The sequence below is a fragment of the Streptomyces angustmyceticus genome (assembly GCF_040701845.1).
Taxonomy (GTDB): domain Bacteria; phylum Actinomycetota; class Actinomycetes; order Streptomycetales; family Streptomycetaceae; genus Streptomyces; species Streptomyces angustmyceticus_A.
Genome location: NZ_JBFBHQ010000012.1, coordinates 74,378 through 94,201, shown reverse-complemented (window position 1 = coordinate 94,201; position 19,824 = coordinate 74,378). Strand labels below are relative to the sequence as shown.

Annotated in this window: 14 protein-coding genes and 1 tRNA gene; 9 read left to right on the top strand and 6 right to left on the bottom strand. The window is 70.8% G+C overall.

Annotated features, from left to right (window positions below; all coding sequences use genetic code 11):
- The first annotated feature begins 332 nt into the window (after window positions 1-332).
- The 5 genes from AB0411_RS24015 (at window position 333) to AB0411_RS23995 (ending at window position 6,082) form a co-directional block, all read left to right on the top strand.
- Window positions 333-1,553 (top strand): branched-chain amino acid ABC transporter substrate-binding protein, encoded by a 1,221-nt coding sequence (locus AB0411_RS24015; protein ID WP_366419396.1) that lies wholly within the window; start codon window positions 333-335, stop codon window positions 1,551-1,553.
- A gap of 119 nt (window positions 1,554-1,672) precedes the next feature.
- Complete coding sequence (locus AB0411_RS24010) at window positions 1,673-2,602, top strand: branched-chain amino acid ABC transporter permease (RefSeq protein WP_366419344.1); 930 nt, start codon at window positions 1,673-1,675, stop codon at window positions 2,600-2,602.
- 5 nt (window positions 2,603-2,607) lie between these two features.
- Window positions 2,608-4,404 carry a branched-chain amino acid ABC transporter permease gene (locus AB0411_RS24005; protein WP_366419343.1) on the top strand — a complete coding sequence of 599 codons (1,797 nt, stop codon included), beginning with the start codon at window positions 2,608-2,610 and terminating at the stop codon, window positions 4,402-4,404.
- The gene (locus AB0411_RS24000; protein WP_403150682.1) at window positions 4,401-5,369 is read left to right on the top strand and encodes an ABC transporter ATP-binding protein; all 969 of its coding nucleotides are present in this window, start codon (window positions 4,401-4,403) and stop codon (window positions 5,367-5,369) included. Before AB0411_RS24005 ends, AB0411_RS24000 begins: the two co-directional genes overlap by 4 nt.
- Complete coding sequence (locus tag AB0411_RS23995) at window positions 5,366-6,082, top strand: ABC transporter ATP-binding protein (protein ID WP_366419341.1); 717 nt, start codon at window positions 5,366-5,368, stop codon at window positions 6,080-6,082. The genes AB0411_RS24000 and AB0411_RS23995 overlap by 4 nt, the downstream gene beginning before the upstream one ends.
- Before the next feature lie 130 nt (window positions 6,083-6,212).
- Here the strand turns inward: AB0411_RS23995 and AB0411_RS23990 are convergent, their stop codons facing one another.
- Complete coding sequence (locus AB0411_RS23990) at window positions 6,213-6,863, bottom strand: ANTAR domain-containing response regulator (protein WP_366419340.1); 651 nt, start codon at window positions 6,861-6,863, stop codon at window positions 6,213-6,215.
- Between the two features lie 96 nt (window positions 6,864-6,959).
- Between AB0411_RS23990 and AB0411_RS23985 the strand changes: the two genes are divergently transcribed.
- Window positions 6,960-7,034, top strand: a tRNA-Leu gene (locus tag AB0411_RS23985).
- 111 nt (window positions 7,035-7,145) lie between these two features.
- Window positions 7,146-7,919 (top strand): transcriptional regulator, encoded by a 774-nt coding sequence (locus tag AB0411_RS23980; RefSeq protein WP_366419395.1) that lies wholly within the window; start codon window positions 7,146-7,148, stop codon window positions 7,917-7,919.
- Between the two features lie 52 nt (window positions 7,920-7,971).
- On the opposite strand, the gene pyk is transcribed toward AB0411_RS23980, so the two are convergent.
- Together pyk and AB0411_RS23970 are read right to left on the bottom strand one after the other, a co-directional pair.
- Entirely contained in the window at window positions 7,972-9,408 is a 1,437-nt protein-coding gene (gene pyk / locus AB0411_RS23975; RefSeq protein ID WP_366419339.1) for a pyruvate kinase, read from the bottom strand.
- A gap of 145 nt (window positions 9,409-9,553) precedes the next feature.
- Complete coding sequence (locus AB0411_RS23970) at window positions 9,554-10,291, bottom strand: SIMPL domain-containing protein (protein WP_366419338.1); 738 nt, start codon at window positions 10,289-10,291, stop codon at window positions 9,554-9,556.
- Window positions 10,292-10,503: 212 nt separating this feature from the next.
- On the opposite strand from AB0411_RS23970, the gene AB0411_RS23965 reads away from it, so the two are divergent.
- A complete protein-coding gene (locus AB0411_RS23965) occupies window positions 10,504-12,315 on the top strand; it encodes a bifunctional metallophosphatase/5'-nucleotidase (protein ID WP_366419337.1) in 1,812 nt (603 codons plus the stop codon).
- Window positions 12,316-12,503: 188 nt separating this feature from the next.
- On the opposite strand, the gene AB0411_RS23960 is transcribed toward AB0411_RS23965, so the two are convergent.
- On the bottom strand, window positions 12,504-13,937 hold the full coding sequence (locus tag AB0411_RS23960; RefSeq protein WP_366419336.1) for a lysine N(6)-hydroxylase/L-ornithine N(5)-oxygenase family protein: 1,434 nt from the start codon (window positions 13,935-13,937) through the stop codon (window positions 12,504-12,506).
- On the bottom strand, window positions 13,934-15,367 hold the full coding sequence (locus AB0411_RS23955; protein ID WP_366419335.1) for a pyridoxal phosphate-dependent decarboxylase family protein: 1,434 nt from the start codon (window positions 15,365-15,367) through the stop codon (window positions 13,934-13,936). Before AB0411_RS23955 ends, AB0411_RS23960 begins: the two co-directional genes overlap by 4 nt.
- A 210-nt stretch (window positions 15,368-15,577) precedes the next feature.
- Between AB0411_RS23955 and AB0411_RS23950 the strand changes: the two genes are divergently transcribed.
- On the top strand, window positions 15,578-16,288 hold the full coding sequence (locus tag AB0411_RS23950; protein WP_366419334.1) for an MBL fold metallo-hydrolase: 711 nt from the start codon (window positions 15,578-15,580) through the stop codon (window positions 16,286-16,288).
- A 127-nt stretch (window positions 16,289-16,415) separates the two neighbouring features.
- On the opposite strand, the gene pepN is transcribed toward AB0411_RS23950, so the two are convergent.
- Entirely contained in the window at window positions 16,416-19,079 is a 2,664-nt protein-coding gene (gene pepN, locus AB0411_RS23945) for an aminopeptidase N (protein WP_366419333.1), read from the bottom strand.
- Window positions 19,080-19,824 lie beyond the last annotated feature (745 nt).

Here is a 19,824-nt window from a genome sequence, read left to right as displayed (position 1 = left end):
GCGCGCAGCGTATCCGCTATCCGGACGCCGCACGGCCCCCGCGCGCCCGATCCCCCCGTGGAAGTGCGAGTTCACCCTCCGCACCGTGTTCGCCCTCCGGTGTAAGGACCATAACGGCATAACGCTCATCGAAGGTCATAACAAGAGCGTCACATCCTGCTCAGCGCATCTGCCGATGTGACGAACACCGCTCTAGAGTCACGGCCAGTCACCGCGCCGCCGGGCGCGCTGCACGCACGGAGCCTGAACGGCCCGTACGGCCCGGCGTGCGATCCGGCCATGCGACAGTCGTGGCCGCGCCAGGGAAAGGACTGATCGTGCGTCACCGTTCCTTGCTCATCCTCACCACCGCAGTCACCACCGGCGCCCTCACGCTCTCCGCGTGCGGCTCGCGCGGCGACGACAACAAGAGCGGCGAAGGAAAGTCCACGGTCGTCATCGGCCTCGACGCCCCCACCACCGGCGAGCTCTCCGCGCTGGGCCTGGGCATCCGCAACTCCGCCCAGCTCGCCATCGACAACGCCAACAAGGCCGGCGAGGTCAAGGGCGTCAGCTTCAAACTCGAAGCCCTCGACGACAAGGCGCTGCCCAACGCCGGTCAGCAGAACGCCACCAAACTCGCCGGCGACAAGGACGTCCTCGGCGTCGTCGGCCCCCTCAACTCCGGCGTCGCGCAGTCCATGCAGCAGGTCTCCAAGCAGAACGACCTCACGCTGATCTCCCCGGCGAACACCACTCCCGACCTGACCCAGGGCAAGGACTGGAAGCAGAACAAGCGCGTACGCCCCTTCCCCACCTACTTCCGCACCGCCACCACCGACGAGGTGCAGGGCGCCTTCGACGGCCAGTACGCGTGGGAGAAGATGAAGGCCAAGAAGGCCTACGTCATCGACGACCAGAAGACCTACGGCGTCGGTCTCGCCTCCTCCTTCAAGGACCAGTTCGGCAAGCTCGGCGGCAAGATCGTCGGCACCGAACACGTCAGCCCCGACGACCGCGACTTCAAGGCCGTCGTCTCCAAGGTCAAGTCCGCCAAACCCGACCTGGTCTTCTACGGCGGCGAGTACCCCGCCTCCGGCCCGCTCAGCCAGCAGCTCAAGGACGGCGGCGTCACCGTCCCCCTCATGGGCGGCGACGGCATGTACAGCGCCGACTACATCAAGCTCAACAAGAAGGCCCAGGGCGACTACGCCTCCTCCGTCGGCAAGCCCGTCGAGGAACTCCCCTCCGCCAAGAAGTTCATCGCCGACTACAAGGCCGCCGGCTTCAAGGAGGCCTACGAGGCCTACGGCGGCTCCACCTACGACGCCACCTGGGCCCTCATCCAGGCCGTCAAGAAGGTCGTCCAGGACAACGACGGCAAGCTCCCCGACGACGCCCGCAAGAAGGTCGTCGACGCGATGAACAAGGTCACCTTCGACGGTGTCACCGGCCCCATCGCCTTCGACAAATACGGCGACACCACCAACACCATGATCACCGCTTACCAGGTCGACAAGGGGAAGTGGGCCTCCCGCTTCAGCGCCGAATTCAAGAAGTTCGACAAGAGCTGACCGACCGCACCACACCACACCACCGGGCCGCGCCAGGACGCACCAACGACCCTGGCGCGGCCCGTGGCACACCGGGACACCCCGGCCCCTCCTCACTCCCACGCAACGGAGGCCCTGCGGTGAGCGAACTGCCGCAACAGCTGGCCAACGGACTCATCCTCGGCGCGATGTACGGACTCATCGCGATCGGCTACACGATGGTCTACGGAATCGTCCAGCTCATCAACTTCGCCCACGGCGAGATATTCATGGTCGGCGGCTTCGGGGCGCTCAGCGTCTTCCTCGCCCTCCCCGCCGGCACCTCACTCGCCCTCGCCCTGCCGGCCATGCTCCTCGGCGGCATCGCCGTATCCGTCCTCGTCGGCATCGCGGCCGAACGATTCGCCTACCGACCACTGCGGGGCGCCCCCCGCCTCGCCCCCCTCATCACCGCCATCGGCCTGTCCATCGCCCTCCAGCAGGCCGTCTGGAAGTGGTACCCCGACGGCAAACAGGCCCGCGTCTTCCCCCAGTTCAAGGGCCACGCCTTCGACATCCTGGGCGCCACCGTCCAGCGCGGCGACCTCTTCGTGCTCGTCGCCGCCCCCGCCTGCATGATCGCCCTCGGCTTCTTCGTCGCCAGGACCCGCAGCGGACGCGCCATGCAGGCCACCGCGCAGGACCCCGACACCGCCAAGCTCATGGGCATCAACACCGACCGGATCATCGTCCTCGCCTTCGCCATCGGCGCGGCCTTCGCCGGCGTCGCCGCCGTCGCCTACGGGCTGCGCACCGGCGAGGTCCAGTTCCGCATGGGCTTCATCATGGGCCTCAAGGCCTTCACCGCGGCCGTGCTCGGCGGCATCGGCAACATCTACGGCGCCATGCTCGGCGGCGTCGTCCTCGGCATCGCCGAAGCCCTCGCCACCGCCTACATCGAAGAGATCCCCGGAATGCAGCAATTCGGCGGCGGAGCCTGGAAGGACGTCTGGGCCTTCGTCCTCCTCATCCTCGTACTCCTGTTGAGACCACAAGGCCTCCTGGGCGAACGCGTCGCGGATCGGGCGTGATACCGATGACCACCCACACCACCACAACCCCCGCCCGCGGGCTGATACCGCTCCCCGAACGCACCGCACGCCTCACCACCGCCGCGGGCGCCCTCGCCACCGCCGCCACCACCGGTCTCTCCTGGACCTGGAGCAGCGACTTCCCCGGCGACCTCACCTACTACGGGTCCCCGGCCGGCCTGCAGCTCATCACCCTCGTCGGCGGCCTGTTCACCCTCCTCCTGGCCACCGCGGCACTCGGCGTCCGCGGCCTGCAATGGCTCACCCCCGCAGGACGCAACGCCCCCACCCTCCTCGCGGCCCTCGCCACCTTCGCCGCCACCTGGTTCACCCTCCTCGCCATCGCCGTCCAGCTCGGCGGGCTGATCAACCTCGAACCCGGCGGCGCGCTCGCCGCCCTCGCCTCCCTGATCACCCTCGCCGGTGCCCTCGCCCTGCCCCCCGACCAGGCCGCCGACCGGCCGCCCGCCCGGCCCTGGCAGCGCTTCACCGCGAGCCTCGCCGCCTCTCCCGTACGGCGCCGCACCCGCGAACTCCCCTCCTGGGCCGAGATCCTGATCATCGCCGGTGCCTTCGCCGCCGGGCTCCTCGCCTTCACCTACGGCATCGACACCGACGACGGCGCCCCCTTCGTCGGCTACCTGATCTTCATGGCGCTCGCCGTCCCCGCCCTCCACCGGGCCGGACTCATCGCACGCCTCACCGCACTCACCCACACCCACCGCGGTGTGGCCCTCGGCGCGGCCTTCGCCGCCGCCGCCTGCTTCCCCTTCACCCAGGACACCGACCAGTACACGATCATCGGGGCCAACATCCTGATCTTCGCCACCGTCGCCCTGGGCCTCAACGTCGTCGTCGGCCTCGCCGGCCTCCTCGACCTCGGATACGTCGCCTTCCTCGGCGTCGGCGCCTACGCCGCGGCCCTCGTCTCCGGCTCCCCCGAATCCGCCCTCGGGCTCCACTTCCCCTTCTGGGCGGCCCTCCTCACCGGCGCCGCCGCCTCCCTCGTCTTCGGCGTCCTCATCGGCGCCCCCACCCTCCGCCTGCGCGGCGACTACCTCGCCATCGTCACCCTCGGCTTCGGTGAGATCTTCCGCATCGCCATGCTCAACCTCAACGGCACCACCGGCCCCGACGTCACCAACGGCGCCATGGGCATCCCCAACATCCCCAACCTGGAGATCTTCGGGTTCAACTTCGGCGAACCCCACGACATCCTCGGCATCCCCATCGCCACCTACGGCAACTACTACCTGCTGATGATCCTCGTGACCGCCTTCGTGGTCCTCGTCTTCCGGCGCGCCGCCGCCTCCCGCATCGGCCGCGCGTGGATCGCCATCCGCGAGGACGAAACCGCCGCCATCGCCATGGGCATCAACAGCTTCCGCCTCCGCCTCCTCGCGTTCGCCCTCGGCGCCTCCCTCGCCGGACTCGCCGGCACCGTCCACGCCCACGTCGTCACCACGGCCACCCCCGAACAGTTCCAGTTCGCCGGCCCCCAGCCGCCCAACTCCGCCTTCCTCCTCGCCGCCGTCATCCTCGGCGGCATGGGCACCCTCAGCGGCCCCCTCGTCGGCGCCGCCCTCCTCTTCCTCATCCCCGCCAAGCTCGACTTCCTCCAGGACTACCAGCTCCTCCTCTTCGGCATCGCCCTCGTCCTCCTCATGCGCTTCCGCCCCGAAGGCCTCATCCCCGACCGCAGGAAGCAGCTGGAGTTCCACGAAACCGGCCAACTCGACGTGCCCGACCAGCGCCTCCCCGACGCAGACGCCACCCTCGGCGCCACCCAGGCAAAGGCGTGACGACCATGACCACAGCACCCAGCCTCGCACCCGCCACCGACACCGTCCTGCGAGCCGACGGCGTCACCATGCGCTTCGGCGGACTCACCGCCGTGCGCGACGTCAGCCTCACCGTCGGCACCGGCGAAATCGTCGGCCTCATCGGTCCCAACGGCGCCGGCAAAACCACCTTCTTCAACTGCCTCACCGGCCTCTACGTGCCCACCGAAGGCACCGTCAGCTACCGGGGCACCCGCCTCTCCCGCAAACCCCACCTCGTCACCCAGGCCGGAGTCGCCCGCACCTTCCAGAACATCCGCCTCTTCGCCAACATGACCGTCCTCGAAAACGTCCTCGTCGGACGGCACACCCGCACCAAAGAAGGCCTCTGGTCCGCCCTCCTGCGCAGCCCCGGTTTCAAGAAGGCCGAGCGCACCAGCGAACAACGCGCCATGGAACTCCTGGAGTTCACCGGCCTCGCCCACAAGCGCGACCACCTCGCCCGCAACCTCCCCTACGGCGAACAGCGCAAGCTCGAAATCGCCCGCGCCCTCGCCAGCGAACCCGGACTGCTGCTCCTGGACGAGCCCACCGCAGGCATGAACCCCCAGGAGACCCGCGCCACCCAGGACCTCGTCCTCGCCATCCGCGCACAGGGCACCGCCGTCCTCGTCATCGAGCACGACATGCGCTTCATCTTCAACCTCTGCGACCGCGTCGCCGTCCTCGTCCAGGGCCAGAAACTCGTCGAGGGCACCGCCGAGGTCGTCCAGGCCGACGAACGCGTCATCGCCGCCTACCTGGGCACCCCCGTCGAGGACGTCGCCGCACCGGAGGCCCCCGCCACGGACCCGGCCGCCCCACCGGAAGCGGCCGCACCCGACGCCGCACCCGCCACCCCGGACGCGACAGCAGCACCCGACGCAGCAGACGGGACGGCCCCCACGGACCCGCCCGCCCAGGGACAGACCGGAGACACCCCATGACCGCACTGCTCGAAGTCGAGGACCTCCGCGTCGCCTACGGCAAGATCGAAGCCGTCAAAGGCATCTCGTTCTCCGTCGAGGCCGGAGCGGCCGTCACCCTCATCGGCACCAACGGCGCCGGCAAGACCACCACCCTGCGCACCCTCTCCGGCCTCCTCAAGCCCCTCGGCGGCACCATCACCTTCGACGGCGAACCCCTCAACGGCGTGCCCGCCCACAAGATCGTCGAACGCGGCCTCGCCCACTCCCCCGAAGGCCGCCGCCTCTTCCCCCGCCTCACCATCGCCGAAAACCTCCAGCTCGGCGCGTTCCTCCGCAAGGACACCGACGGCATCGAGAAAGACATCCAACGGGTCTACGAGCTCTTCCCCATCCTCGGCGAACGCAGCAAACAAGCCTCCGGCACCCTCTCCGGCGGCGAACAGCAAATGCTCGCCATGGGCCGCGCCCTGATGTCCCGCCCCAAACTCCTCATGCTCGACGAGCCCTCCATGGGCCTCTCCCCGATCATGATGCAGAAGATCATGGAAACCATCCGCGAACTCCGCTCCCAGGGCACCACCATCCTCCTCGTCGAACAGAACGCCCAGGCCGCGCTCTCCCTCGCCGACCAGGGACACGTCATGGAAATCGGCCGCATCGTCCTCTCCGGCAGCGGCGAATCCCTCCTCCACGACGAATCCGTCCGCAAGGCCTACCTCGGCGAGGACTGAGGACGCCGGGCCGAGGGCCGAGGACCGAGCGCACCGCACCGCACCGCACCGAAAAAACGAGCGGCCCCGCACCGATGATGATCGGTGCGGGGCCGCTCGCACGCTCAGGACGAGCCGGACCCCGGCCCGGCTACTGCTCCTTCTGCTTCTTCTCCTCGGCGTCCTCGATGACCGCCTCCGCGACCTGCTGCATCGACAGCCGCCGGTCCATCGACGTCTTCTGGATCCACCGGAACGCCGCCGGCTCCGTCAGCCCGTACTGCGTCTGCAGAATGCTCTTCGCCCGGTCCACCAGCTTCCGGGTCTCCAGCCGCTGGGTGAGATCCTCGATCTCCTTCTCCAGCGTCTTCAGCTCGGTGAACCGGCTCACCGCCATCTCGATCGCGGGAACCACATCGCTCTTCGAGAACGGCTTCACCAGATACGCCATCGCACCCGCGTCCCGCGCCCGCTCCACCAGCTCACGCTGCGAGAACGCGGTCAGCATCAGCACCGGCGCGATGCTCTCCTCGGCGATCTTCTCGGCCGCCGAGATGCCGTCCAGCACGGGCATCTTCACGTCCAGGATCACCAGATCCGGACGGTGCTCGCGGGCCAGCTCCACGGCGGTCTGACCGTCGCCGGCCTCACCGACGACGGTGTAGCCCTCCTCCTCCAGCATCTCCTTGAGGTCGAGACGGATGAGGGCCTCGTCCTCCGCGATCACGACGCGCGTGGTCAGCGGCGGGACATGCGACTGATCGTCATCGGCGACGGGCTGCTCGGGCTCGGCGGCGCTCACGGGACTCCTCGTTCCGGTCAGGTGGTGCCCCATGAGCCTACCTAGCTCCTGTAAGGTGGTCCCACAGCAGGTGGGCGTTGACCTTGGATTCCGCTGGCCCCGGTAGCCCAATTGGCAGCAGGCAATGGATTCAAAACCCATACAGTGTCGGTTCGAGTCCGACCCGGGGCACTTTTTCCTTCGATTCCAAGGTCACCTCGTTATCCGAGGGAATTCGCTCAATGGAGCGAATCCTTGCGCGAGTACCCCCACGGCGGGGAAAGCGCCGCCAAGCTCGCACACATGTACGACCACACGGCGCGTGAACGCGCCCTCGCCCTCGTCGCCCAGGGCCGCAGTCTGAATTCCGTGAGCAAGCAGACCGGGATCTCCCGGTACGCGATCCGCTCCTGGCAGACCCGCATCGAGCCGGTGTCCCGTGCCACGCAGTGCCCACGGTGCGAACCCGTCCCCCGCCCCCCTGCGGACACGCACGCCTACGCCTACTTACTCGGCCTCTACCTCGGGGACGGGTGCCTCAGCAGACAGCCGCGGCACCGCGGCTACGCGCTCCGGATCGCCTGCGCGGACGCCTGGCCGGGGCTCATCGTGGCGTGCCGGGAGGCGATGAAGGCGGTCCGGCCGACGAACAGCGTGTGCCTCGTCCAGCGCCAGGGCTGCGTGATGGTGACGAGCTACAGCCACCACTGGCCGTGCCTCTTCCCCCAGCACGGACCGGGAAAGAAACATGAGCGGCGGATCCGGCTAGACGCCTGGCAGCAACGGATCGTCGACGACCACCCCTGGGATTTCCTGCGCGGGCTGATCCACTCCGACGGCTGCCGGATCACCAACTGGACCACGCGCACGGTCGGTGGCGAGCGCAAGCGCTACGAGTACCCGCGGTACTTCTTCACCAATCTGTCCGTCGACATCGTGCGGCTCTATACCGGCACCCTCGACAAGGTCGGGGTGGCGTGGAGGCCCGGCCGACAGACCCGCAGGGCGGAGAACATCTCCGTCGCCCGCAAAGCCTCCGTGGCCCTCATGGACGCACACATCGGGCCGAAGTACTGACAGGGACGGCAGTCAGGTACCTCGGCCCAGCGGGAGCGTGGTGCGGGTGGGGCTACTTCGGGGAGTCGTCCTCGCCGATGTGGTGGACGCGGACGAGGTTGGTGGAGCCGGGGACGCCGGGCGGGGAGCCGGCGGTGATGATGACGACGTCGCCCTTCTGGCAGCGGCCGAGCCGGAGGAGCTGCTCGTCGACCTGGGCGACCATCTCGTCGGTGGAGTTGACGGTCGGGCCGAGGAAGGTCTCCACGCCCCAGCTGACGTTGAGCTGGGAGCGGGTGGCCGGGTCGGGGGTGAAGGCCAGGAGCGGGATGGGCGAGCGGTAGCGGGAGAGGCGGCGGACGGTGTCGCCGGACTGGGTGAAGGCGACGAGGAACTTGGCGCCGAGGAAGTCGCCCATGTCGGCGGCGGCGCGGGCGACGGCACCGCCCTGGGTGCGGGGCTTGTTGGCCTCGGTGAGCGGCGGGAGGCCCTTGGCGAGGAGGTCTTCCTCGGCGGCCTCGACGATGCGGCTCATCGTCTTGACGGTCTCGGTGGGGTACTTCCCGACGCTGGTCTCGCCGGAGAGCATGACGGCGTCGGTGCCGTCGATGACGGCGTTGGCGACGTCGGAGGCTTCGGCGCGGGTGGGGCGGGAGTTGTCGATCATCGAGTCGAGCATCTGGGTGGCGACGATGACGGGTTTGGCGTTGCGCTTGGCGAGTTTGATGGCGCGCTTCTGGACGATCGGGACGGTTTCGAGGGGCATTTCGACGCCCAGGTCGCCGCGGGCGACCATGATGCCGTCGAAGGCGGCGACGATGTCGTCGATGTTCTCCACGGCCTGGGGCTTTTCGACCTTGGCGATGACGGGGAGGAAGCGGTCCTCCTCGCGCATGATGCGGTGGACGTCCTCGATGTCGCGGCCGCTGCGGACGAAGGAGAGGGCGATGATGTCGGCGCCGTAGCGCAGGGCCCAGCGGAGGTCGTCCTGGTCCTTGTCGGAGAGGGCGGGGACGGAGACGGCGACGCCGGGGAGGTTGAGTCCCTTGTGGTCGGAGACCATGCCGCCTTCGATGACCCGGGTGCGGACGTGGGGTCCGTCGACGTCGGTGACTTCGAGGGTGACTTTCCCGTCGTCGACGAGGATGCGCTCGCCGGTGGTGACGTCGGCGGCGAGGCCGTTGTAGGTGGTGCCGCAGATCTGCCGGTCGCCTTCGACGGCGGGTTCCACGGTGATGGTGAACTCGTCGTCGCGTTCGAGAAGTACAGGGCCTTCTCGGAATCGGCCGAGTCGGATCTTCGGACCTTGTAGGTCGGCGAGGATGCCGACGCTGCGGCGGGTTTCTTCGGATGCTTTGCGGACCCGGTCGAATCGGGCCTCGTGTTCGGCGTAGGTGCCGTGGCTGAGATTGAAGCGGGCGATGTCCATTCCGGCGTCGACGAGGGCTTTGATCTGCTCGTACGAGTCGGTGGCGGGTCCCAGTGTGCAGACGATCTTTGCTCGGCGCATGTTTCGACCCTATGACTTACCGGGCGGTAGGGAACGGTGGGAAAGTGACTGCTCAACGAGCGCTTCATGAAAGGCTGTTGACAAGTCTTGGAATGGGCGCGGAGCCGCTCCGATGAGCGGAAATTCATCTCCGGCGGCCGTGGTCTCAGAGTGCGGGACGGGTCATCGTAAAGCGCGCGTTGACATGGGCGTGGACGGTTTGGCGCTGGGGTTCGAGATCGAGGGCGGGGGCGGATTCCTGGGCGGCGCCGCCGTAGCCGGCGAAGGAGCGCACGGCGTGCCCGGCCGGGGGCGCGGCGCCCTCGGCGCCGAGGTCGGCGATTTCGAGGAGGGCGTCGAGGCGGGCGCCGAGGGCTTCGGCGTATTCGCGGGCGCGCTGGACGGCTTCGCGGACGGCCTGGGTGCGGGCGGCGCGGTGGGCGGGCGAGTCGGGGCGCAGGTCCCACCACGGGCCGTCGACGCGGGTGAGGTCGAGGTCGGCGAGGCGGGTGGTGAGTTCGCCGAGGGTGGTGAAGTCGTTGAGGGTGGCGGTGTGGGTGACGCGTCCGTGGTAGGCGCGGATGCGTTCGTGGCGGCCTTTGTCGGTGAGCTGGGGGGTGAGGCTGAAGCTGCCGGTTTCGAGTTTTTCGACGGCGTCGCCGTGGCTCTTGATGAGGGTGAGGGCGGCTTCGTTGCGGCGGGTGAGGTCGGCGAGGGCGGCGGCGCGGTCGGTGCCGCGGGCGGTGACGGTGACGGCGATGCGGGCGATTTCGGGGTCGACGTCGAGGCGGGCTTCGCCGCGTACGGCGAGGCGGGGGGTGTCCGGGGTGCCGTACGGGAGGGCGGCCGGGGTGGTGCCGGTCGTGGGGGCGGTGGGGGCGCTCTGGTCGGTGGGGTCGGTCATGGGGGGCTCCCGGGTTTCAGGGGTGTCCGGTGGGGCGGGCCGCGGGGTGCGGGTGGTGAAGGGTCGCATACCGGGGCGGGCCGGGGCGGGTCATCGGAGGGGTTCGGGTGAGGGGTGTTGCACGGGGGGTGGCTGCGCCAGAATCTACGCGCGTTGTCCCGCTGTGTGACGGCGCTCATCCGCGTTTTTGGCGTTCATCCAAGGGAGTTGGCATGTCGCTCGACCGTAGGAAGTTCTTGGGGCGTTCCGTGGTGACGGGGGCCGGAATGGCCCTCGCGGGGGCGGCGGGCGCGCCGGCGGCGGAGGCGGTGGAGGGGCGGGGCGCCGGCCGCGGGCACCGGCGGGAGCGGTACGCCTTCACGGTCATGGGCACGACGGACCTGCACGGCAATGTCTTCAACTGGGACTACGCCACGGACGCGGAGTTCGACGACCCGGCGCACAACGACGTCGGCCTGGCGAAGATCTCGACGCTGGTGTCCCGGGTGCGGCGGGAGAAGGGCCGGCGCAATACTCTGCTGATCGACGCGGGCGACACCATTCAGGGGACGCAGTTGGCGTATTACTACGCCAAGGTGGATCCGATCACGGATCCGGGCGGGCCGGTGCATCCGATGGCGCGGGCGATGAATGCGATCGGCTATGACGCCGCGGCACTGGGGAATCATGAGTTCAATTACGGCATTCCGGTGCTGCGGAAGTTCGAGGAGAGCTGCGAATTTCCGCTGCTGGGGGCGAATGCGGTCGATGCGAAGTCGCTGCGGCCGGCCTTCCGGCCGTATGTGCTGAAGCGGTTGCGTTCACCGCGGGGCCGGGCGGTGACGGTGGCGGTGCTGGGTTTGACGAATCCGGGGATCGCGATCTGGGACAAGGCCCATGTACAGGGGAAGCTGGCGTTTCCCGGCCTGGTGGAGCAGGCGGCGAAATGGGTGCCGAAGCTGCGGTCGATGGGCGCGGACGTGGTGATCGTGGCGGCGCATTCCGGTATGAGCGGTACGTCCTCGTACGGGGATCAGTTGCCGTATGTGGAGAATGCGGCGGCATTGGTGGCGGAGCAGGTGCCGGGGATCGATGCGATCTTGGTGGGGCATGCGCATGTGGAGGTTCCCGAGCGGCGGGTGGTGAACAAGGAGTCGGGCCGGGAGGTGGTGCTCTCGGAGCCGCTGAAGTGGGGGCAGCGGCTGACGCTCTTCGATGTGGCGGTGGAGTGGCATCGGGGGCGCTGGGAGGTGGCGTCGGTCGGTTCGCGGGTCCTGAACTCGAACGCGGTGGCGGAGGACGCGCGGATCACGGGGCTGCTGCGGGCCGAGCACCGGAAGGTCGTGGCGTATGTGAACCGGATGATCGGCCGGTCGAAGGCGGAGATGACGGCGGCCGAGGCGCCGGTGAAGGACACGCCGGTCCTGGATTTCATCGCCTTCGTGCAGGCGGAGGTGGTGCGCAAGGCGCTGGCGGGGACGGCGTACGCGTCGTTGCCGGTGTTGTCGCAGGCATCGTGCTTTTCGCGGACGGCGCGGGTGCCGGAGGGGGATGTGACGATCCGGTCGATGGCGGCGCTGTATCCGTTCGACAACACGCTGGAGGCACGGGTGCTGACGGGTGCGCAGGTGCGGGCGTATCTGGAGTTCTCGGTGCGGTATTACGTGCGGACGGCGGCGGGTGGTCCGGTGGATCCGTCGGCGGTGACGAATGCGGACGGTACGCCGGATTACAACTATGACGTGGTGAGCGGGGTCTCGTACGAGGTCGATATCGCGAAGCCGGCGGGGCAGCGGATCGGGAAGCTGATGTTCGACGGGAAGCCGTTGGATGATGCGGCGCGGTTCGTTCTGGCGGTGAACAATTACCGGGCGAGCGGGGGCGGCAATTTCCCGCATGTGGCGGCCGCCGAGCAGGTGTGGTCGACGTCGGACGAGATCCGGAATCTCATCATCGGGTGGGTGCAGGAGACCGGGCAGATCGATCCCGCGCAGTTCGCCTCGGTGGACTGGAAGTTGACGCGGGACGGGGTGCCGGTGTTCTGAGCCCGGTGGCGGCCGGGGGCGGGGCGGGGCGCCGTCCGGGGGGCCGTGCCCGCGGCTCTCCCCGCCCCTCGCCTCCTCCCCCGGTTCCCGCTCCTCCCCCGCCCGCAGTGGTCCCCCGTCCCCGTATGCCGCTGCCGGCAGCGCCGCGAACGTCGAGGTGAGGGGGGCACCGGACGGGGCGGTGCGGCTCAGTGGCGGGGAACGAGGGTGGAGCCCTGGCGGGGGACCTTGCCCATGGGGCCCGTCGACGGCTGGGGAAGGCCGAAGCTGGTGAAGGCGGTGCGGGTGGGGAGGGGGTAGGGGGTGTTGCCGGTGAGGGAGTTGAGGATGGTGGCGCTGCGCCAGGCGGCGAGGCCGAGGTCGGGGGTGCCCACGCCGTGGGTGTGGGTCTCGGCGTTCTGGACGTAGACCGAGCCGGTGACGGCGGGGTCGAGGACGAGGCGGTGGTCCGCGTCGATACGGGGGCGCGCGCCGGAGTCGCGGCGTACGTAGGGGTCGATGGCGGCGAGGAGGGTGTCCATGCGGCGTTCGCGGTAGCCGGTGGCGAGGATGACGGCGTCGGTGGTGAGGCGCGAGCGGGTGCCCTGCTGGGTGTGGTCGAGGTGGAGTTCGACCTTGGTGGTGCCGACGCGGCCCGCGGTGCGGACGAAGACTCCGGGGGTGAGGGTGGCGTCGGGCCAGCCGCCGTCGAGGGTGCGGCGGTAGAGCTCGTCGTGGATGGCGCCGAGGGTGGCGTGGTCGATGGCCTTGTGGAGCTGCCATTGGCCGGGGACGAGGTCGTCGCGGACGCGTTCGGGCAGGGCGTGGAAGTAGCGGGTGTAGTCGGGGGTGAAGTGTTCGAGGCCGAGCTTGCTGTACTCCATGGGGGCGAAGGCGGGGGTGCGGGCGAGCCAGTGGAGGCCTTCGCGGCCGGCGGGGCGGGCGCGGAGCTGGTCGAGGAAGATCTCGGCGCCCGACTGGCCGGCGCCGATGACGGTGACGTGGTCGGCGGCGAGGAGGGTGTCGCGGTGGGCGAGGTAGTCGGCGGAGTGGATGACGGGGACGGCGGGTGACTCGGCGAGGGGGCGGAGGGGGACGGGGATGTGGGGGGTGGTGCCGATGCCGAGGACGAGGTTGCGGGCGTAGGTGCGGCCGAGGGCTTCGGCTTCGCCGTCGGCGTCGAGCTGGGTGAAGTCGACTTCGAAGAGCTCGCGTTCGGGGTTCCAGCGGACGGCGTCGATCTGGTGGCCGAAGTGGAGGCCCGGCAGGTTTTCGCTGACCCAGCGGCAGTAGGCGTCGTATTCGGCGCGGTGGAGGTGGAAGCGCTCGGCGAAGTAGAAGGGGAAGAGACGCTCGCGGGTCTTGAGGTAGTTGAGGAAGGTCCAGGGGCTGGCGGGGTCGGCGAGGGTGACCAGGTCGGCGAGGAAGGGGACTTGGAGGGTGGCGCCGTCGATGAGGAGGCCGGGGTGCCAGTGGAAGGCGGGACGCTGGTCGTAGAAGGCGGTGCGCAGGGTGGTGAGGGGGTGGGCGAGGGCAGCGAGGGAGAGGTTGAAGGGGCCGATGCCGATGCCCGCGAGGTCGAGGGGTTCGTCGGGGCCGGTGGTGTCGGTGGTGAGGGGGTTCTCGGGGCGCGGGGCGTTCATCGAGGCGTGTGGCCTTCCACGAGTTTGAGGAGGGTGGTGAGGTCTCCGGGTTGGGTGTGGGGGTTGAGGAGGGTGGCTTTGAGCCAGAGGCCGGTGGGGGTGGTGGCGCGCCCCAGGACGGCCCGGCCGTCGGTGAGGAGGGTGCGGCGGATCGTGGCGAGGGTGGCGTCGTCGGTGCCGGTGGGGCGGAAGAGGACGGTGCTGAGGTGGGGGCGGGAGTGGAGTTCGTAGCGGGGGTGGGCCTCGATGAGGTCGGCGAGGGTCTGGGCGGCGGCCAGGGTCCGGTCGACGAGTTCGCCGAGGCCGTGGCGGCCGAGAGCCTTGAGGGTGACGGCGATCTTGAGGATGTCGGGGCGGCGGGTGGTGCGCAGTGAGCGGCTGAGCAGGTCGGGGAGGCCGGCTTCGGTGTCGTCGTCGGCGTTGAGGTAGTCGGCCTGGTGGGCGAGGGGGGTCAGGGTGGCGGGGCCGGGGACGGCGAGGAGGCCGGCCGCGACGGGTTGCCAGCCGAGTTTGTGCAGGTCGAGGGTGACGGTGTGGGCGCGGGCGAGGCCGTCCAGGGCGGCGCGGTGGGTGTCGCTGAAGAGGAGGGCTCCGCCGTAGGCGGCGTCGATGTGGAAGCGGGCGCCGTGGTGGTCGGCGAGGTCGGCGAGGGCGGGGAGGGGGTCGAGGGCGCCGGAGTCGGTGGTGCCGGCGGTGGCGGTGAGGAGGACGGGTCCGCTGCGTCCGGCGAGGCCGGCCAGCGCGCTGTGGACGGTGTCGGGGGCGAGGATGCCGTCGGGTGTGGGGAGGGTGACGGGTTCGGGGAGGCCGAGGAGCCAGGCGGAGCGGTGGATGCTGTGGTGGGCGTTGGCGCCGCAGACGATCTGGAGGGGGCGGGCGGGCCCGTGGGGGGCGGTCGCGGTGGCGTCGGGGGCGGCGGCTTCCCGGGCGAGGAGCAGGGCGAGCTGGTTGGATTCGGTGCCGCCGGTGGTGATCAGGGCGTCGGGGTCGGTGGCCCGGGGGTAGACCAGCGCGGCGAGGGCGCGGCTGGTGAGGGTTTCGAGGGCGGAGGCGGCGGGGGCCTGGTCCCAGGAGTCCATGGAGGGGTTGAGGGCGCAGGCGGCGAGGTCGGCGGCGGTGGCGAGGGCCAGTGGCGGGCAGTGCAGGTGGGCGGCGCAGTGGGGGTCGGCCGGGTCGGCGGCGCCGGCGGCGAGGGTGTGGACGAGGGTGCGCAGGGCGGTGTGCGGGCCGGTGCCGTGGTCGGGCAGGAGGGGGTGGCAGGCGTCGTGTACGGCGCGGGTGACGGTGGCGGGTCCGCCGTGCGGGAGGGGGCCGGCGCGGTGCTCGGCGCCGGTGGTGAGGGCGTCGAGGACGGTGTCGAGGAGGGGGCGGAGTGCGCGGGGGCCGTTGGTGCCGCCTGCGAGGGCGGTGCCGGCAGGGGGCACGGGCATCAATGTGCTCTTCTGTCAGGGGAGTTGGGGCGTCTGTCCCGTGGGGATCAGCCCTCAGGCAGCGCTAAGTTACTTTCCCTGTACAGCGTGTATCCACTTGTTGTGCGGTCATACCACCCGTAAGTGGTACGGGTGCACCGCAGATGTTCGGGTGTCGTCGTCCGCCGTGAGCACCGTGCGCGGGGCTCGACACGTCGTCAGAATGGCCCGATGGAGAAGAACGCAACGGTGCACCGGCTCGACCTGGGGTACTTCGTCCGGCCCGCGTCCGAGACGGGTGGCCCCCGGCCGCGGGTGGAGCCCGTACTCGCCTATCTGGTGCGGCGCGAGGAAGGGCTGATCCTCTTCGACACCGGGATCGGGTCCGGAGATCCCGGGGCCGAGGCGCACTACCGCCCGCGGCGGCGGCCGTTGGAGGGTGCGCTCGCGGCGGCCGGCGCCTCGCTCGCGGAGATCTCCCTGGTCGTGAACTGCCATCTGCACTTCGACCACTGCGGCGGGAACCCCTCACTGGGCGGCAGGCCGATCCTGGTGCAGAGCGTGGAGTTGGCCACCGCCCGCGCGGGCGACTACACGATCGACGCGCTCGTCGACTTCCCCGGGGCGGTCTACGAGGAGCTCGGCGGCGAAGCCGAGGTCTGGCCGGGGGTCTGGATCGTTCCCACCCCGGGGCATACCGACGGGCACCAGTCGATGGTGGTCCAGGGAGGCGACGGGACGGTGGTCCTCGCCGGCCAGGCCCACGACTTCGCGTCCTCGTTCGCCTCGGACCACCTCGCCCGGCAGGCCGCACACGACGGCCTGGCGCAGCCGCTTCCGCCCTACCGGCCGTGGCTGGACCGGCTCGCCGAGTTCGACCCCCGGCGTGTGCTGTTCGCCCACGACTGCTCGGTGTGGGAACCGTCCGGACTCAGCGGCTGAGGCCCCTGGCCACGCCGTCCCGGCCCCCTGCCCCTGCTCCCCGGGCAGGGGCAGGGAGGGGTGCCGTCCCGCTCCCGGCCGGCTCGCCCTGCGGAGCGGTCGGGAGCGGGACGCACTCCCCCGGGCGTCAGGCGTCGCCGGCTGCGGCGCGGACCGTCAGGGCCCGGCGCAGGTCGTCGAGCTGGTCGATGAGCTTGCGGCGCAGGGCGGGGGTCGGGTCGCCGTCGGCGAGGCAGGTTTCGCCGAGCCGGAGGGTGTGCTCCTCGACGAAGGCGGCCGGGAAGGCGTAGCGGCCGGCGGCGTCGGCGAGGGCGGGGCCGCGGGCGGCGGCGAGGGCGGGGACGTCGGTGAAGTAGCGGGTGACGTAGGGGCGGAGCAGGTCGAGCTGCTCGGGGGCCCAGAAGCCGGCGGCGGTGGCGGTGAACAGGTAGTTGGAGAGCGCTTCCTCGGCGTCGGTGGTGAACAGGGCGTCCCAGGCGGCCTGTTTGGCGGCCGGGTCGGGGAGCGCGGCGCGGCAGCGGGCGGCGCCCTCGCGGCCGGTGGCGCTGGGGTCGCGGGCGAGTTCGGCGTCGATGGCGGCGCGGAGCTCGTCGAGCGGCGAGGCGCCGAGGGTGGCGAGCCGGCCGAGGATGCGCCAGCGCAGTTCGGGGTCGAGGCGGGGGCCGCCGGGGACGCTGCCGTCGTCGAGCCAGTCCTGGATGCCCTCGGGGGTGGTGGCGCTGTCGATGAAGGCGCGGACGGCGGTGAGCCGCAGCCCCGCCTCGGAGCCGTGCTCGGGGCCTTCGGTGCGGCGGAGTATGTCGCGGCTGAGGGCGGTGAGGGTGGTGAGCGCGGCGTGGCGCGGGCTGGGGGTGCCGCCCGGTACCTGCGCGGTCGCGGGCCCGGTGGCGGGGAGGTAGCGGTCGGCGATCTGGGTGCGGGCGAAGGCGAGGACGCCCTGGACGACGGCGAGATCGGTCTCGTACGGGAGGTGGGCGCGGGCGGCGTCCAGGTAGGCGGTGGGGGCGAGTTCGCCGTCGCGGACCATGTCGCGGGCGGCGTTCCACACCACGGCGCGGGTCAGCGGGTCGGGCAGGCCGGACAGTGCGCCGAGCGCGGTGTCCCAGGAGACGGGGTCGAGGCGGACCTTGGCGTAGGTGAGGTCCTGGTCGTTGAGGAGCAGCAGGGCGGGGCGGCCGCCCGTGCCGGAGTGGCCGCCGCCGTCGGGCACGTCCCAGGACAGCGGCTCGCGCGGGAGCAGGCGGCCCGGGGCGGTGCGGTCGTGGTCGTAGAGGCCGATGGTGAGCCGGTGCGGGCGGGTGCCGGGCTGCGGGCCCGCGGCCTGTGCGGTTGCGGCTCGTTCGACGCCGGTCTGCCCGCTTCCGGCCTGTGCGCTTCCGGCCTGTTCGCTTCCGGCCTGTTCGACGGAGACGCTCCAGCGGCCGTCCGGGCCCTCCGTGACGACGGGGGTCAGGGTGTCGACCCCGGTGGTGCGCAGCCAGCGCTCGGCCCAGGCGTGGACGTCGCGGTCGGTCGCGCGGGAGAGGGAGTCGATGAAGTCGGCGAGGGTGGCGTTGCCGAAGCGGTGCCGGGCGAAGTGGTCGTTGATGCCGGCGAGGAACGCCTTCTCCCCCATCCAGGCGACGAGTTGGCGCAGGGCGGAGGCGCCCTTGGCGTAGGAGATGCCGTCGAAGTTGAGGAGCGCGGAGGCGGTGTCGGTGACGTCCTCGGGGGCCGGGGCGACGGGGTGGGTGGAGGGGCGCTGGTCGGCGTCGTAGCCCCAGCCCTTGCGCGCGATCGCGAAGTCGGTCCAGGTGTCCGTGAAGCGGGTCGCCTCGGCCAGGACCTGGTAGCCCATGTATTCGGCGAACGACTCGTTCAGCCAGATGTCGTCCCACCACCGGAGGGTGACGAGGTCGCCGAACCACATGTGGGCCATCTCGTGGGAGATGACCATGCCGCGGGTCTGGCGTTCGGTGTCGGTGACGGCGGAGCGGAAGACGAACTCGTCCCGGAAGGTGACCAGGCCGGGGTTCTCCATGGCGCTGGCGTTGAACTCGGGGACGAAGGCCTGGTCGTAGGAGTCGAAGGGGTAGGGCTCGTCGAAGATCTCGTGGTAGCGGTCGAAGCAGCGGCGGGTGAGGTCGAGGATCTCGTCGGCGTCGGCGTCGAGGTGCGGGGCCAGGGAGCGGCGGCAGTGGATGCCGAAGGGCAGGCCGGCGTGTTCGGTGCGTACGGAGTGCCAGGGGCCGGCGGCGACGGCGACGAGGTAGGTGCTGATCAGGGGGGTGGGGGCGAGGGTCCAGTGGCCGGGGTCGCGCTGGGTGGCGATGCCGTTGCCGAGGACCGTCCAGTCGGTGGGGGCGGTGACGGTGAGGGCGAAGACGGCCTTGAGGTCCGGCTGGTCGAAGGCGGCGAAGACGCGCTGGACGTCCTCCATGAACAGCTGGGTGTAGACGTACGTCTCGCCGTCGGCCGGGTCGGTGAAGCGGTGCATGCCTTCGCCGGTGCGGGAGAAGCGCATGGTGGCGTCCAGGCGCAGTTCGTGGGCGCCGGGGGTGAGGCCCGTGAGCGGGAGGCGGTTGCCGTCGAGGGCCGCGGGGTCGAGGGGGTAGCCGTCGAGGGTGGCGGAGTGCAGCTCGGCCGGTTTGACCTCGACGAAGGTGTCGCCTTCTGCGTGCGCGGTGAAGTGGATGACCGTACGGGATCCGAAGCGGTCCTCGCCTTGGGTGAGGTCGAGGGCGATGTCGTAACGGTGGACGTCGATGAGCTGGGACCGGGTCTGCGCCTCGTCGCGCTGCAGTGCGGGCATGACGTCATGCTGCCGTAACGCCGGTGGGCGGTGCATCCCTGATCTGGGGGTGGTGGGCGGGCGGTGCGGGTGCGGGTGCGTTGTGGCTGGGCGCGCAGTTCCCCGCGCCCCTTTGGGGCGCCGTTGTGCCGGGCCTCGGTGTCGTCGGTTGGCCCGTGAGGGCTTGTACGGGGTGGCCCGTGTGTGCCGTGGCTGGTTGGTGGGGGCCGGGTGTTGCGGGTCCGGTGGTGGCCGCGGGGGCCGGAGGGGACGCACCGGCACCCTCCCCCAGCCTTCGGCCGGGAGGTGCCCCCACGGCGCGGGCGGCCCTGGTACGTGGCACAGAATCGCCCGGCGTCCGCTCCGGTCCTGCGGGCGGGTCCCGGTACATCCCCTCCGACCTACGCCCGTTGCCGACCGCGGCCCGGTGCCACCGTCCCTCACCGATCCACGCGTCGGCCCCGGCCAAGCCTCGCCCGCCGCGCGCCCGGCCGGATGACGACTGCGCTGGGCGGCCGGAAACCGGTGCCCCCGACCAGCTTCCTGCCAAGGGGCGGGCGTTCGGTGCCGTAACGGTGCTCGGTACGGCGGGACGGCCGCCGACGTGCGGCGGTCGGAGGGGATGTCCGGTGCCCCGCCCGCAGGACCGGAGCGGACGCCGGGCCGATCTCTCCCACGTACCAGATGCGCCCGCGCCGAGGACGGGGTACCGGGCGTCCCCTCCGACCCACCACCCACGGCGCCTGGGCGAAACGGCCCCAGCCAC